Origin of the sequence: Methylophaga thalassica (assembly GCF_030159795.1) — a bacterium.
GTDB classification, from domain to species: Bacteria; Pseudomonadota; Gammaproteobacteria; order Nitrosococcales; family Methylophagaceae; genus Methylophaga; species Methylophaga thalassica.
The window spans coordinates 725614-742026 of record NZ_BSND01000003.1 but is presented as its reverse complement, the minus strand read 5'-3'; the positions used below and the strand labels follow the sequence as shown (position 1 = coordinate 742026).

The 16413-nt window shown below is 44.8% G+C and carries 12 protein-coding genes and 1 riboswitch; of the genes, 3 read left to right on the top strand and 9 right to left on the bottom strand.

The genetic code is table 11. From position 1 onward, the window contains the following. The first annotated feature begins 177 nt into the window (after positions 1-177). Together QQL60_RS03785 and QQL60_RS03780 are read left to right on the top strand one after the other, a co-directional pair. Positions 178-2217 carry an LTA synthase family protein gene (locus tag QQL60_RS03785; RefSeq protein WP_284722463.1) on the top strand — a complete coding sequence of 680 codons (2040 nt, stop codon included), beginning with the start codon at positions 178-180 and terminating at the stop codon, positions 2215-2217. 65 nt (positions 2218-2282) lie between these two features. Continuing rightward, positions 2283-2582 (top strand): YMGG-like glycine zipper-containing protein, encoded by a 300-nt coding sequence (locus QQL60_RS03780; protein ID WP_007145415.1) that lies wholly within the window; start codon positions 2283-2285, stop codon positions 2580-2582. 44 nt (positions 2583-2626) lie between these two features. Here the strand turns inward: QQL60_RS03780 and atzF are convergent, their stop codons facing one another. The 8 genes from atzF to QQL60_RS03740 all read right to left on the bottom strand — a co-directional run bounded on the left by atzF (position 2627) and on the right by QQL60_RS03740 (position 14118). After that, a complete protein-coding gene (gene atzF, locus QQL60_RS03775; protein ID WP_284722462.1) occupies positions 2627-4426 on the bottom strand; it encodes an allophanate hydrolase in 1800 nt (599 codons plus the stop codon). Then, positions 4426-8016 carry an urea carboxylase gene (gene uca, locus QQL60_RS03770; protein WP_284722461.1) on the bottom strand — a complete coding sequence of 1197 codons (3591 nt, stop codon included), beginning with the start codon at positions 8014-8016 and terminating at the stop codon, positions 4426-4428. The genes atzF and uca overlap by 1 nt, the downstream gene beginning before the upstream one ends. A gap of 72 nt (positions 8017-8088) precedes the next feature. Next, the gene (locus tag QQL60_RS03765; RefSeq protein ID WP_007145418.1) at positions 8089-8727 is read right to left on the bottom strand and encodes an urea amidolyase associated protein UAAP2; all 639 of its coding nucleotides are present in this window, start codon (positions 8725-8727) and stop codon (positions 8089-8091) included. A gap of 18 nt (positions 8728-8745) precedes the next feature. Continuing rightward, entirely contained in the window at positions 8746-9483 is a 738-nt protein-coding gene (locus tag QQL60_RS03760; RefSeq protein WP_007145419.1) for an urea amidolyase associated protein UAAP1, read from the bottom strand. Next, entirely contained in the window at positions 9480-10259 is a 780-nt protein-coding gene (locus tag QQL60_RS03755) for an ABC transporter ATP-binding protein (RefSeq protein ID WP_007145420.1), read from the bottom strand. Before QQL60_RS03755 ends, QQL60_RS03760 begins: the two co-directional genes overlap by 4 nt. Continuing rightward, the gene (locus tag QQL60_RS03750; protein WP_007145421.1) at positions 10256-11080 is read right to left on the bottom strand and encodes an ABC transporter permease; all 825 of its coding nucleotides are present in this window, start codon (positions 11078-11080) and stop codon (positions 10256-10258) included. The genes QQL60_RS03755 and QQL60_RS03750 overlap by 4 nt, the downstream gene beginning before the upstream one ends. 23 nt (positions 11081-11103) lie before the next feature. Next, entirely contained in the window at positions 11104-12171 is a 1068-nt protein-coding gene (locus tag QQL60_RS03745) for a putative urea ABC transporter substrate-binding protein (protein ID WP_007145422.1), read from the bottom strand. Between the two features lie 56 nt (positions 12172-12227). Further along, positions 12228-12326, bottom strand: a riboswitch (guanidine-I (ykkC/yxkD leader). 208 nt (positions 12327-12534) lie between these two features. Further along, positions 12535-14118: a methyl-accepting chemotaxis protein gene (locus QQL60_RS03740; RefSeq protein ID WP_007145423.1), complete on the bottom strand. Its 1584-nt coding sequence runs from the start codon at positions 14116-14118 to the stop codon at positions 12535-12537. Positions 14119-14335: 217 nt separating this feature from the next. Here QQL60_RS03740 and rimO point away from each other — a divergent pair, with 217 nt between their 5' ends. Beyond that, positions 14336-15646 (top strand): 30S ribosomal protein S12 methylthiotransferase RimO, encoded by a 1311-nt coding sequence (rimO, locus tag QQL60_RS03735; protein ID WP_007145424.1) that lies wholly within the window; start codon positions 14336-14338, stop codon positions 15644-15646. Here the strand turns inward: rimO and QQL60_RS03730 are convergent. Next, positions 15643-16407, bottom strand: coding sequence for a TIGR01458 family HAD-type hydrolase (locus tag QQL60_RS03730; protein WP_284722460.1), 765 nt, complete (start codon positions 16405-16407; stop codon positions 15643-15645). The two genes, rimO and QQL60_RS03730, sit on opposite strands and share 4 nt — an antisense overlap. Positions 16408-16413: the final 6 nt, after the last annotated feature.

Genomic DNA, 16413 nt, shown 5'->3' with positions numbered 1-16413 from the left:
TTTTGATAATTAAAATTTTTAATTGCCAACCGCTGATAAACAAGAACATAGCAGTCAATATACTGAAGGCTTCACCTTAAGTTTTTCTTAACGAAATCGATGCAAACTGGCGTTCACCGATCATTTCACTGCATCTACTAGCGATGAGTGATTCTGCTGATAACTGATGGACGCTCCATGCAAAAAAACGATAACAACAGTCTTTTTTCTGATCTTTATTTTATTTTTAGTTCAGCATTTATTTTGATGCTATTACAGACGCTATTGAGAGCAATTCTGTTGTGGCGAAACAATGATCTCAGTGCCGCCATTCCCAACCATGATCTCATTCAAGCTTTTATCACCGGGCTCCGCTTTGACTTAATCGTCACTGTTTATGTACTGCTGCCCTTAATCATTGGTTTGCTATTTAAAAAAGGGTTAAACAACCGCAAAGCCTACACGCTCTGGCTTACCTTTGTGTCCAGTGTGATGATCTTTCTCGCCATTGTAGAGCTCGACTTCTATCATGAATTTCATACACGACTAAACAGCCTGGTATTTGAATATATGAAGGAAGATCCGGCAACGGTGTTAAGCATGATTTGGTATGGCTTTCCTGTTGTCACTTATCTCATCATCATTGGTTTACTTATCACAGCATTGTTTTTTATCTTTACGCTAAACAGCCGAATTAACCAAACTAAATCTACAGATAAAACTCGATACAGCTTAAGAATGACAGCATTCTTTGTGGTCTTGCTGATATCTGTTGTTGCTGCGCGTGGCACATTACGTCAGGGACCACCACTTCGTTGGGGTGATGCCTTCCAGAGTCATTATCTTTTTGCCAATCATTTAGGTTTAAACGGTGTTTATACATTAGCTAAAGCGGTCATTGGTACTAAAAAAGGTGACAACAAATGGCTCAAGAAAATGCCAATAGCTGAAGCCGACAATACTGTGGAACAGATGGTTTTAACGCCATCGGATACACAACTAGACCCAGACTACTCGCCTGTCTTACGTACTTACCATGCCGGTACAGGTGAAAGCAAAAAGCCATTAAATGTTGTGTTCATTCTGATGGAAAGTTTTAGTGGTGAATATGTTGGTGCCTTGGGCCATGACGAAGCTATTACTCCAGAGTTCGACAAACTCGCCAAACAAGGCCTGTTATTTAATCGCTTTTTTTCTAATGGCACACATACTCACCAGGGCATGTTTGCTTCATTAGCCTGTTTTCCTAACCTGCCGCACTATGAGTATTTGATGCAACAACCTGAAGGCAGTAACCATTTTTCAGGTTTGATACAAATGACCGCCGACCGAGACTATCAAAGCATGTATGTTTATAACGGTGATTTTGCCTGGGATAACCAAAAAGGCTTTTTTGGTGCCCAGGGTATGCAACGTTTTATTGGCAGACATGACTTTGTGAATCCTGTTTTCTCCGATCCTACGTGGGGTGTATCGGATCAGGATATGTTCGACCGGGCTGCCGAAGAGTTACAAAAAATGCCTAACGATAAGCCGTTTTTTGCCTTTTTACAGACTTTATCCAATCATACGCCATATGCCTTACCTACCCCACTGCCTGTTGCAAAAGTCACTGGACATGGTGAATTGAATGAGCATCTAACAGCGATGCGTTATGCCGACTGGGCATTAGGTCAGTTTTTTAAAAAAGTGGCCAAATCAGATTATTTTGACAACACATTATTTGTTTTAGTGGGTGATCATGGCTTTAGCACACCCAATCAAGTCACCGATATTGATATGCTCAAATTCCATGTGCCGCTATTAGTGCTTGGTCCAAATGTTGTTAAAAACTATGGACACAGTAATTCAACAGTTGGTGCTCAAGTGGATATCGCACCGACTGTAGCTGGTTTACTGGGTGGAGATACTACTTATAGCTGCTGGGGCCGTGATTTACTGAATATTCATGACGCCGGATTTGCCGTGATCAAACCATCTGGTTCAGATCCGACTACAGCCATCATTGATGATAATAAAGTACTGGTTAAATCAACCGATAATTCCGCCTCGTTGTATCAATATCAGCTATTACCTATAGCATCAGCTAGTGAAATATATGACACGGCAGATACGGAAAAACTGGATCACCGTTTAGACGCCTATATTGAGTCTGCCACATCGACTTTATTACAAGGTAAAGCTGGAGTAAAAACACCAAATAAGGGCATGGCACTGAATGACCAATCCAGCGAATAATTGCCAATTTCCTTATATTTAGTTATGTTGTGCGCTAGTTATTTGCAAAAAGGCTCAATCATAATATGAACATAAGATTCCTGATTATCCCATTGTTGGTGACAACATTTGCAGCTCATGCTGATAGTTCTACATTAGATGCAGCGGTAGGTGGCGGTATTGGTGGTGCTGTAGGCGCTGCCGTTGGCAATGAAGTCGGTGGACGTGAAGGAGCAATGATAGGTGGTGCCATTGGTGCAGCCACGGGTGTAGCCGTCAATACTGATGAATCAGCAGGTCACGGTGAACATCATGAAAAACATTATCATGATGATCATAAAGGTCATTTCTGTCCTCCTGGTCAGGCCAAAAAAGGCAACTGTTAGCTCCCTCAAAAAAGCCGTCATTTCTGACGGCTTTTTTATATGCCTTATTTATTTAGCAAATACTCACGCCATGACCCGAAAGCGGTAATATCCATCGCATCATCTAAACCATAAGATTCACAAATAAAGCCTGTAACCCAACGGCCGTCTGTCACTTCTAACTTACCTAAGCCCAAAGGCGCGGCAATACCTGCCAGAAATGAGCCCAGCGTTGCCGTTGGTATCGACCAGAGCTCAATCTCAATAGCTGTTCCTTGTTTATCTCTTACTAAGCCAGGCCGCATTGGCGGGCCGCCAGCTAGGGCATAAAGCTTATAGGCATTGGCCGTCACCGTTTTCTCTAAAAAGACGCCGCCACGTTCTGTTAATTGATAATTCAGCGGCTGGCCTTGTAAATGCGCACCACACACCGCCAGCGTAATACGATCACCAGTGCCAGCTATTGATGCAGAAGAATCCGGGCATTCAAGCTCTATTGCGCCCAGTGGTAATCGCAGTGATTGCTGCATCAAATTGGCAAAGGTTAATAATCTGGCATCACTGAACGCACGGGAAAACAAGGTCACACCAAAGGGTAAGCCCGAAGTAATGAAGCCGGTCGGAACCGCTATCGCACTGCAATCAAGCAAGTTCATAAAGTTGGTGTAATGACCCAGATTACTATTGAGTTTTATGGGATCAGCCTGAACTTGTTCAATGGTATAGGTTGTTCCGGCAGTAGGCGTGAGAATAAAGTCGTAACACGCAAGCACATCCCTCACCTGCTGTCGGCAAGCTTGTAACTTATATTCGGCTTTAAACAGATCATCTGCACGTGCCTCTTCCTGCGTCGCCAGGATATCCTGAATCACCTGCAACATAGCGTGTCTGTCGACACCTTCTGTTGCCACACGCCGTTCAGCTACCCAAGGGCCTTCATAAAGCAGTCTGGCTGCCGTGAAGAATGGTTCGAAATCGATAATATGTTTCTTACCACCCAAGTTTTCCAGGTGTTTGACCGCTTTCTCAAACTGCTCGGCGTATTCAGCATTACCAAAAAAGTTAAGTTGCTCTGCCTGTGGGACCGCAAAATTAAAGGTGATATTGTCTAACTTGCCGTAATTGCCTTTATTGGTATCGACGTTAGGTCTAGCAAACGCATCATTTTGATCAAATTTCGCAGCCACATTAAACACCGTATTGGCATCATCAGTAGTCAGGCTAAAAATAGACACACAATCCAGGCTGCGACAGGCGGGTACAACACCATCAGTACTCAATAAGCCTTTGGTCGGTTTTAACCCGATCAAATTATTAAATGCGGCTGGTACCCGACCTGAACCAGCGGTATCAGTACCTAATGAGAAACTGACTAAACCTAATGCCACTGCTACTGCGGAACCCGAGCTGGAGCCACCTGAAATATAGTCTTTATCAAAACTGTTATGGCAAGGCCCCCACTTTTCAGGTGAACGCACGCCGACTAAGCCAGTGGCAAATTGATCCAGATTGGTTTTACCCAGTGGAATGGCACCGGCATCAATTAATTGCTGAACAACAAAGGCAGATTTGTCCGGTGTATACGCATACGCCTCGCAACCTGCCGTCACAGGAAATCCCGCTAATTCGATATTATCTTTGATGGCAAAAGGAATCCCATATAACGGCTTATCTACCATATTGCTGTCATCTAAGGCATCCAGATAAGGCTGAAGCTGTTCGAGACTAAATAATTCAATCCAGATATTGTGATCAAGGTATTGCTCACAACGCTCCAGAGCATCTTTAATCACTTGTTTGGGTGTCAGCGTGCCGTCTTTATAAGCTTGTTGTAGCGCGGCAATCGTCATATTTTGTTCTGACATTATTCAACCTCCAGTACTAATAAACGATCGCCCATCCCTACCTGTGAGCCGGGTTTTCTGGAGAGAGAACTGACTTTGCCGGCTTGTGGTGCGGTCACCAGGATTTCCATTTTCATCGCTTCTAAAATCATTAAGGTGTCGCCTTCTTTCACGTCTTGCCCCTCTTCCACTTCAATCTTCCAGATACTGCAATTTAATGGACTATCCACCGAAATAGCATTGTCAGCCAATGGCAATAAGGCTTCATCGACCTCCGCTTGCTGATCACCGCTATCAAAATGTAATAAACCATCACGCTTCCAGCGTTCTAATTCTTCGTTGAACGCCTGCTGGCGTGTCGCGGTAAAGGCATCAATTTCAGCCTGATGTTTTTCGATAAACGCGTTGTAGTCTTTTAAATTGAAACGGGTTTCTTCAATCTTTAATTCATAGTTACCATGAATAAAATCACGACGAATCTGCATTAACTCATCATGGCTGACTTCATAAAAGCGAATTTGGTCAAAAAAGCGTAATAACCAGGGCTGCGTGAACTCTTTGGTTTTCTCGTAACGATTCCACATTTGCAGAGTCCGTCCGATAAACTGATAGCCCCCGGGTCCTTCCATGCCATACACACACAAATAGGAGCCACCGATACCGACCGAGTTTTCTGCTGTCCAGGTTCTGGCCGGGTTATATTTCGTCGTCACCAGACGGTGTCTTGGATCCATCGGCGTCGCTACGGGGGCCCCCAGATAGACATCGCCCAACCCCATCACCAGATAACTGGCATCAAACACGATTTTTTTGACGTCATCAACGGAATCAAGCCCATTGATTCTGCGGATAAACTCAATATTGTCAGGACACCAAGGCGCATTTTGTCTGACCGACTGCATATACTTTTCACTGGCCAGACGACAAGCTTCGTCATCCCAGGAGATCGGAATATGCACAATCCGGGTAGGCAAATCTAAGTCATCCACATGCTGGATATCTTTTTCTGCTTGCTTTAACACGGCCATCAGCTCATCCAGTGATAACACCATGCTGTCATAGTGAACCTGTAGCGAACGGATACCTGGCGTCAGTTCTAAAATGCCCGTCACCGCCTGTTCCTGTAACCACAGCATTAAGGCATGCACTTTAAACCGAAGATTGATATCTAAAGTTTGCTCACCAAACTCCACCAATAGATAATGATCGCCTGCCAGTCGATAAGTGATATCCATACCGGTTGACGCATCTTTGCTGATAGCATGCACAGGTGTATCGATAACCGCAGTATCTACTGACACAACTTGTTGACTGAGGCCATCAATCGCCTGGTTTTGTGCACGTTCTAAGGCGTTCGCTGTTTCAATCGATACCGGCACAAAGCGCACCGTATCACCGGCTTTTAACTGCCCTACCTTCCATAAATCTGCCGTGATAACAGTTGCCGGACAGACAAAACCACCCAGCGAGGGGCCATCTGGGCCCAGAATAATCGGCATATCCCCAGTAAAATCAATAGACCCGACCGCGTAAGCGTTATCGTGAATATTAGAAGGATGTAAGCCAGCTTCACCGCCATCGGTTCTCGCCCACTCCGGTCTTGGGCCAATCAAACGCACACCGGTACGACTGGAGTTGTAGTGTATTTTCCAGTCCGTATTAAAGAACATCTCAATATCACTATCAGTGAAAAAATCCGGTGCGCCATGCGGCCCATACACCACATGAATGTCCCAGTGATGTTGAATTTCAGGCTGACAATCCTGGGCTAGTGTGGCTGTATCAGAAACCGGTTGTTCAGGCAGGATATGTAATACATCACCCGTTTTCAGCGTCCGCCCTACATGACCACCAAATTGGCCTAAAGTGAACGTAGAACGTGAACCTAAATATTCCGGACATTGAATACCACCAGCCACTAATAGATAGGCTCTGGCGCCAGCACCTTTGACCTGTCCTAATTTCAGCTTGTCACCGGCTTTTACTGAAATAACTTGCCATGCGGATTGTGGTTCACCATTTAACTCAATGCTCAGTTCGGCACCCGTCACCACAATGCTGGTTGCGACATTAAAACTCAGCTCAGGACCAGACAAGGTGATCTCCAGCCCCGCGCAGGATTCATCATTAGCTAATAAACGATTGCCAAGACGGAAAGACAAACTGTCGAATGGACCTGATGGTGGAACACCGATATCCCAGTAGCCGACACGTGCAGGGTAATCCTGAATGGTTGTCATCGTGCCTGGAGACAAGATATTGATAGTCGAAGGCTGGTAAACAAAACTATCCAGATAACGTGTAGTGACCGCAGCGTTTAAAAACGCCTCATCTTGTAAAATCTGACCGACATAATCAGCATTGGTCTCAATGCCATAGACCTGCAGTTCATCTAAGGCAGCCAATAATTTCTGATGGGCCAGTTCACGGCTATCAGCATGGCTGATAATTTTCGCCAGCATCGGATCATAAAATGGTGAAACTTCAATACCGGCTTTCACCCAGTAATCGACACGAATCGCGTCACTCTTAGGCCAAATGACTTCTGTCAGTAAGCCCGAAGATGGTTGGAACTGTTTATGCGGATCTTCAGCATAGAGTCTGACCTGAATCGCATGGCCTTTTGGCTCAGGCGCAGTGGCAGGTAACTGCGATTCTTTAGCACCGACTTCCACCATCCAGCGAACCAGATCCACACCATAGACTTCTTCCGTAACCCCATGCTCAACCTGCAAACGGGTATTCACTTCCAGGAAGTAAAACTGTTGATTATCGGCGTCATAGACAAACTCCACCGTGCCGGCACTGCGATAGTGAATCGCTGACATTAATCTGACCGCCACTTCCTGCATATCAGCACGGACATCGTCAGGAATATTCGGTGCTGGTGCTTCTTCAATCACTTTCTGATTACGACGCTGGCTGGAACAGTCCCGATCCCCCAGAGCAAGTACATGGCCTTCACCATCACCCATTACCTGTACTTCGATATGACGAGCACGGGTGATAAATTTCTCCAGAAATACCCCATCATTGGAAAAGTTATTGGCACTCAGATTTTTTACAGAGTTAAACGCCTGACGCAGTGAAGCTTCATCATCACAGCGGTTCATACCGATACCGCCGCCGCCAGCCGTTGATTTCAGCATCACCGGATAGCCAACTTGGCTGGCTTGCTCAACGGCTTCATCAAGTGAGCTTAATAAGCCCGTGCCTGGTAATAACGGTACGTCGTTTTCTTCTGCCAATGCCCGAGCGCTGTGTTTTAAACCAAATGACTCCATCTGCTCTGCTGTGGGGCCAAGGAAGACAATATTATTCTGCTCACATAAACGAGCAAAGCCCGGATTTTCACTCAGAAAACCATAACCAGGATGAATCGCTTCAGCCCCTGTCTGTTTCGCTATATCAATGATAAGTTGTTGATTAAGATAAGTCTCACTGGCACGGCCTTCGCCCAGTGAGTAGCTTTCATCTGCAGCACTGACATGCAATGAGTCACGATCGGCTTCGGCATATATAGCCACTGCCTTAACATTCATCTCATGCAAGGTGCGAGTAATCCGTGTGGCGATGGCGCCCCGGTTAGCAATTAAAACTTTCTTAAACATGATGGGTATTCCTATCTGGGTCGTCCCAGCTAATAAAGCGCTGTTTCAGGTCGTCCCGAAACATAATCCGTATTACCCCCAGATCACCACTTCAACCGGTGTCGGGTTATAAGCATTACATGGGTTATTTAATTGCGGACAGTTAGAGATCAACACAATCACATCCATTTTTGCTGTCATTTCCACATATTTACCCGCTTCAGAAATACCATCTGCAAAGGTCAAATGGCCGTCTTCAGTCACAGGCACATTCATAAAAAAGTTAATGTTATGAGTGATATCACGCTTACTTACACCAAAGTGCTCGTTTTCGGCTACCGCTAGCATCCAGCTATCACGGCATGCGTGCATGGTTTTTTTCTCCAGCGAATAACGCACGGTGTTGGATTCTGTTGCACAGGCACCGCCCAGCGTATCGTGGCGTCCACAAGTATCAGCAGTGATCTCTAACATGGGTCTGCCAAGATTCGACAACAATGTTGTGCCAGCAGTAAGGTAGACATTACCTTGCTCACGAAGGGTATCAATCGCACTATAGCGCTCACTGGGATCCGCTAAACTGTAAAACAAAGTATCAGCGGCCTGATTACCATATAAATCGACAATACGCAGTGTTTGACCCGCTTTCAGTTCATGCATCCAGTAATCACCTGCTAACACTTCTTCACGGTAGCTGGCTTGTTCAGGGTTTAGGTTACTTTCTTTAATCACAACGTTATCCTTTGCTCATTAATGGTGATGACCGCATTGATGGTATAGACGGTTATTGTCAAAACCACGCTGGTTTTCAGCGCAGTGATTCAAACACTCGTCATCTTCCGTCACCGGAGCAGATTTTCTTAATTGATAGGTGACAGCATGTTTAGGATAGGCATCGGCTGTATTCATCGGGTGTGGACAGGTGTGGAATAACACCAAGGTATCCATTTCAAAGCGTAAATCGATGAAGTCACCCGCTTTGCTGTTGTTTTCAACAAACTGCATATTGCCTTCAGCGTCGGTTTTGACCTGGCTGAATAAGTTGAGATTGGCTGCCATATCACGACGGTTTAAGCCATATTTAGCCAGCTCAACCAAAAAAGCATGCTCGCCGCTTAAGGTCCAGTCATTACCGGCTTCCTGATAACTTCTGTCACCCCAGCGTTTTTTCATATTGTCCGTGGTGAGATTGCCGCCAACGGTATCGTGCCAGCCAACGGTGTCATCGATAATGGAACAAAACACATGCCCCATATCTGAGTACAAACAATGGCCTTTGGTCAGCTTAAAGGTATGCTGACATTTCAAGGTATCCGGCGCGTTATAACGCTCCAGTTTATTCATCGGGTTATAAAACAACATACCGACATTAGCGCCACCTTCGTTATCAATCAGCCGCAGTGTCGTCCCTTTTCTTACTAACATTGACCAATGCGTGCCACCAGGCAATGTATCCTCATATATCAGATCGTTTTGTTTATCACTCATGGTGTTTCCTGCTTTTGTTTCATCGTGTTTGAAATGTCTTCTAAAGTGGATTTGCGTGTATCACCCACCGGAATATCAAAGGTAATAGAGGCCCCATAACGGTTTGGGTTATCTGGGTCTTGACGGTGTTTATCAAACACTAATAAGCGTGTTCCCAGATAAAAGCCTTCGGTTAAGTCATGGGTAATCATGAAAATGGTGATGCCGGTTTTTTGCCAGATATCTAAAATCAAGGCATGCATATCAGAACGAATGCCTGGATCAAGCGCACCAAACGGCTCATCCAGCAATAATACTTTCGGTTGTTTAATTAAGGCCTGCGCAATGGCCAGCCGTTGCTGCATACCGCCAGATAGTGATGTCGGATATTGATTCGCCACATGCCCCAACCCAACCAATTCAAGCATTTCCTGGGCTTGCTCACGAACCTGTCGTCGCTTGCTGCCAAAACATCTGCCCAATAATCTGGACTGACCAAACTCCACACCCAACATGACATTTTCAATCACATTAAGATGAGGGAAAACAGAGTAACGCTGGAAGACAATACCCCGGTCAGCATCGGGCTCATCACGGATGGGATCACCATCCAGTAATAATTCACCTCGAGAGGGTTTCTCGGTTCCCAGCAGCATTTTCAGAAATGTGGTTTTACCACAGCCTGATGCGCCCACCAGAGTTATAAACTCGCCTGCTCTCACCGTCAGATTGATATTCTCAAGAACGACATTATCGCCGTACTCTTTCCATAATTTTTTCAGCTCGATATTGTTCATTTAGCCCCTCCCTCAGTCTGCTGCCACGGGAAGGCATATAAGGACAAACGACGTAATAGATAATCAGTCAGAAAGGCCAATAAGGTAATCCACAATACATAGGGCAAAATCACATCCATCGCCAGATAACGTCTGACCAGAAAGATACGATAACCAAGCCCTTCTGTTGCCGAGATGGCTTCTGCGGCAATTAAAAATAACCAGGCCGCCCCCAGACTTAAACGCACTGCATCAATCAGTTTTGGTAATACCTGAGGTAAGACTACTCGTACAATCAATTGCCAGGTTGAGGCGCCTAATGTTTGTGCTTTGATGATCAATTCTTCAGGTAACGCCATGACACGTAATTGCACATCACGAATCAAAAATGGGGTGATACCCAGCACAATAAGCGTAATTTTGGCGACTTCACCTAAACCAAAAATGATAAACAAGATAGGTAAAATCGCTAATGGTGGTACCAGAGATATAACGGTGACCACTGGTGCAAAACTGGCACGCAGTAGAGGAATAATCCCAATCAGAATTCCAACGATAAGACTGATAAGCGCACTGATACCAACGCCAATCCCCAGCCGTTGCAAACTGGCCAGCGTATCGGCCCATAACAGGTATTCACCAGTACGTTTACTGGGTTCAAATGCCATCATATGAATGGCATGACCAAAGGCTTCGAAGGAAGGCATCAGCTTATCATTAGGATTCACCGCTAAGCGCTCATTCGATGCCACCAGATAAGCCAGTAAAATCAGGATAAAAGGTAAAGCACCTAATAACCATTTCCCAGCGTTACTCGGCTGTTGATTGATAAGTCGTTTCATAATAATTCTCTGGCAAATGACGGTTACAGAGAACCGTCAGCCGCCATAGACATGAAAGACGAATCAAAACGCAGCTTAACGTTCGCTGAGTTACCGACTACAGTGCCATCTGGATAAGCAATACCAATAAAGCCAGCATCCATCGCACCTTCACCTAATAAACCATGCTCGAATGAAAACTCACTCACATACTTCATGGTTTCAGGCAGTTGTTTGCTTTGAGCAAAGGCCACGGCATCTTTTGCTTCATAGAACATATTGGTCGCAGCCAATTGTGCTTCATAACCCGGCAAATCAGTGCCTGAGGCTTTAGCCATAAAGGTCAGCGCATCGGTATCTTTAGCCGCCATACGCGCCATGATTTCATACCAGGCACCGGTTAAGGCTTTACCAAAATCAGGGTTATCTTTCAGGGTGTCAGTGTTGACCACTAACATATCGATGATTTCGCCAGGAATTTGAGAAGAATCGAATACTTTTGAGGTATTAGGCATGGCAGCCACTTCAGATAACAGTGGATTCCAAGTGACGGTAGAAGTCACGTCGTCTGCGTTAAACACGGCTACCAAATCGGCATCTGAAGTATTCACGACTCTGACATCACGCTCACTCAAACCAATGGTATCTAGAGCACGAGCTAATAAATAATGAGAAACAGACAGCTCAACCAGATTAACGTTTTGGCCCTCAATGTCTTTCAGGGTTTTACCTTCGCCCTTCAGGACAATGCCATCGTTCCCATTAGAAAAATCACCAAGAATTAATGCGGTAGAGTCGACACCACCCGCAGCAGGAATAGTGAGCGCATCCATATTCGTCATGGTGCAACCATCAAACTGACCAGCCGTATATTGGTTGATGGATTCAACGTAGTCATTGATTTGAACTACGTCAATTTCGATACCGTATTTGTCCGCCCACTTTTTTACAATGCCCGCATTCGCCGCATAGTCCCACGGCATCCAGCCTGCATAAATAGTCCAGGCAATACTGAATTTATCTTTTTGTTCAGCATTCGCTGAGAAGGGAACGATAAGGAGAGAGAAAGAAAGCAGCAAGAAGCTGAAAAAACGAAGAATGGAGAACTTCATGAAGTTACCTCACAGTTAGTTAGAAACACGGTGCAAGAGATGTTTTACAAAAAACAATCTCCCGGGCTTTTATCCCTCCGTGTAACCTTCACTGTGAAGGTCGGTTACTCTCGGTCCAGACATCATCGTTGATCGGAACCCTAGAAACCTTATTTTAGTCGACAGTAGTTGGTAAACCACCTCAGCACTTAGAACTTGTAACGCAGATACCGTGCCAGTTTAACTACAATCAGAATAATTAATGTTTGATCATAAACTTAGCAGTTCAAGCTAAGTTTATATCTACCTAACAAGCCGCACCATAATGGCACAACCCTATTCTCAGGCTCACCGTAATGGTGCATAACAGACTCACCTGACCTATTAGCGAGATGAAAAACGGGTAATCATATTCAGTAGATTTTGTGATTCCTGCGCCAGATTTTCAGCGTGTACATTTACCTTATTAGCATTGCTCACCACCATTTCGGCATCAGAGCTAATTCTGACTACATTCTTATTAATGTCTTCACTCACTGCACTCTGCTCTTCAACGGCAGTCGCAATCAAGGTGTTAAGCTCATTCAGTTTCTCCACACTCTCTTTAATAGAGCTCACAGAGTCAATAGACCCTTGAATATCCTGACGGCTTGAGGAGGCAGTATCTTTTGTCGTTTCCATACCTTTCACCACTTTGACGACAGAGCTATCCAGTTTTGAAATAAGGTTTGAAATTTCTTGGGTTGATTCCTGGGTTCGTGTCGCCAATGAACGCACCTCATCAGCGACAACAGCAAATCCCCTACCATGGTCACCTGCTCTTGCAGCCTCAATCGCCGCATTTAAGGCCAATAGATTGGTTTGCTCTGCAATGTTACTAATCACATCTACGATAGGATTAATCGCACTGGAGTCCGATTCCAGCGTTTTAATATAGTCACTGATAGTATCAAATGCCCTATCTAAACTGGTTAAGCCTTTCACGGCGGTTTCAGATTTAGTCATGCTTTGTTGGGTTAAGTCATCAACCTGATTCGCTGACTGAGAGGCCAGACTGGCGTTACGTGCCAGCTCCTGAATTGTGGAAGACATTTCCGTCATGGCTGTCGCCACTTGCTCAGTTTGTGATGCCTGAGAATTAATCGATTCCATAATTGATTGTTGAGACTGATAGGTATCGCCGGCCGACTTATCAATGCTGCCAGCAGAATCTTTCATTCTCACCAAAATAGTATTCAGTCTGGCCTGCAGCAGTTTATTCACTAATACCAGTTGAGCAACTTCATCATCAGCACCGGTATACACCATACCCATCAGGGGATTATTGACCTCATCATTAGCTTCTTTTATGGCTCTATCCAGTGATGCAAAGACCCAATTTTTGAGTAACAGAAACGATGCCAGGCCACCTAATACCGCAATAACCACTGGCAGATAAAAGGGCAATTGTTGAATGGTACTGATTTGATTTACAACGCTGGCCACAATACTACTGAGCACCACTGATAATGTGGTTTTATTTTTTAGAGACAGTCGTGTGAAGACGTTACCGAGTTTAGGCTTCTTACCCTCGTTAATTTGTTTATAAAGCTGTTGTGCACGCTTAATCTCTTGTTTTTGGGGTTTACTACGAACAGACTCATAGCCAATTACTTTATCGCCATCAAAAATTGGCGTGACATACGCATCTACCCAGTAAAAATCGCCAGTCTTTGTTCGATTTTTGACCATCCCCATCCAGTGTTTACCCGATTTTACGGTAGACCAGAGATCAGCAAATGCAGCCGGTGGCATATCTGGATGACGAATGACATTGTGATTCACGTTCATCAATTCATCAGCAGAAAAACCACTAACGTACTCAAACTCTCTGTTAAAGCTCGTTATGATGCCTTTGAGGTCAGTTGTCGAAATCAGCGGATTATCGAAGGTAATTTCTTTATCTGTGACTGGCAGATTTTTTTTCATTGTGCTTCACCCTGATAAAAATGAGTGGTAAATACATATTGCGTATACCTATATCGGCAGCTCATCAAAGTAACTTAAGTGTTCACAATAGTTTAATGCGTAACATTCTGAGTTATTAAGTATTTTTATTTTTATTCTTTAAAATTAGTTGAAGTGATACAAGCTATATCAATAAAGTTTATTTAAAATACCCTCTTTCTGATAATTGGTAACTCACATGAAAGCACCTCAAGTTGGATTCGTTAGCCTCGGATGTCCAAAAGCCCTAGTTGATAGCGAACGAATCATCACTAAGCTCCGTTCAGAGGGGTATAGCATTACGCCAACATATGATGATGCTGACTTAGTTGTCGTGAATACCTGTGGCTTTATTGATTCTGCTGTTGAAGAATCTCTGGGTAGTATTGGTGAAGCCATCGCTAAAAATGGCAAAGTCATTGTAACGGGTTGCCTTGGCAGCCGTGACAACACCATTCGCGAAAAACACCCTCAGGTTTTAGAAATTACCGGCGCCCATGCCTTAGAAGAAGTCGTCAGCGCAGTTCATAAACACTTGCCTCCCCAACATGATCCTTTCGTCAGTCTGGTTCCACCTGAAGGAATCAAGTTAACTCCGCGTCACTACGCTTACCTGAAAATTTCTGAAGGTTGTAATCATCGCTGTACTTTCTGCATTATCCCTTCTATGCGTGGCGATCTGGTCAGCCGCCCGATTCATCATGTCATGATTGAGGCAAAACGCCTTGCTGACGCTGGCGTCAAAGAGCTTTTAGTGATCTCTCAAGACACCAGTGCCTATGGTGTAGATGTGAAATATGAGACTCATGAGTGGAATGGTCGTGAGCGTGCAACGCGTTTTTATGACCTTGCCGAAGCCTTGGGGGAACTGGGAGTTTGGGTAAGAATGCATTACGTATATCCCTACCCTCATGTTGATGATGTGGTGCCATTAATGGCTGAAGGGAAAATCCTGCCTTATCTGGATATCCCTTTTCAGCATGCCAGCCCACGTATTCTGAAATTGATGAAACGACCTGCTTCCTCACAAAATAACCTGGAACGTATTCGTGCCTGGCGTGCAGTTTGTCCTGACATTACTTTACGCAGTACTTTTATCGTTGGTTTTCCTGGCGAAACGGAAGAAGAGTTCCAGGAATTACTCGATTTTCTCACTGAAGCCCAACTGGATCGGGTGGGTGCTTTTGCTTACTCACCGGTTGATGGTGCCACAGCAAACGAGTTACCGGATCAAATTCCTGAAGAAGTAAAACAGGAACGTCTTGACCGCTTTATGGCACATCAGGCTGAAATCAGTGCCGCCAGACTACAGTTAAAAGTGGGACGTAGAGGCCGGGTTATCATTGATGAAGTGGTAGAAGAAGGTGCTGTCGGACGCAGTGAAGCAGATGCACCAGAAATTGATGGCCAAGTATTTATCGATGGTGCCACCCACTTAAAAGTCGGTGATATCGTTGATGTCGAATTCGAAGAAGCTGATGAATACGATCTCTGGGCAAAACTCGTCTAAAAATCTAAATCAAATGCCTGATTGACCGCCTCAACTACCGAGTTGGCAATCAGGGCATTGGATGCTTTTGCCTTGGCTTCATCCTGAGGTAAGAACTTACCTGTCCGAACTAAACAAGCTTGCAGACCTGCATCAATAGCACCAATAACATCTGACGCCACATCATCGCCAATCATTATAACTTCATCAGGTCTGACGTTAAGCGATGACACCGCCTCATGGAAAAAACGGGTATCGGGTTTGCCAATGATCTGAGCTTTCACATCTGCCGCATATTCCAGTGCCTGAATAAACGGCCCTGCATCCAGCTGTAAACGACCAACACTTTTAAAATATCGGTTACGTCCAATCCCAAGAAGCACAGCGCCATCCATCAATAATGAGAAAGCATGATTTAATTGTTCATAATTAAATAAATCTGCGGCATCGGTGACAATCACGGCATTCGGTCGGCTTTGATCTAAGTCACTAAACTCGGGCATTAAATCAGGATGGATAAGACAAAACGGGCGATACCCCTTCGCCTGGCAAAGGCTTTTCATAGCCACCGGAGCCGTGAATACTTCCTCTGGCTTTATATCAAAACCCATCCGAATAAGTTCATCAAATACAGACTGGCAGGTTGAACGTGAAGTATTGGTTACAAAGCGCATCGGGACCGAGTGCTGCCTCAGCATCATAATCAGTTCTACCGCACCGGGTATAGGCTGACCATCAATATATAAAACACCACTGATATCAAACAAAATTGCTTTAGTCATCACAAT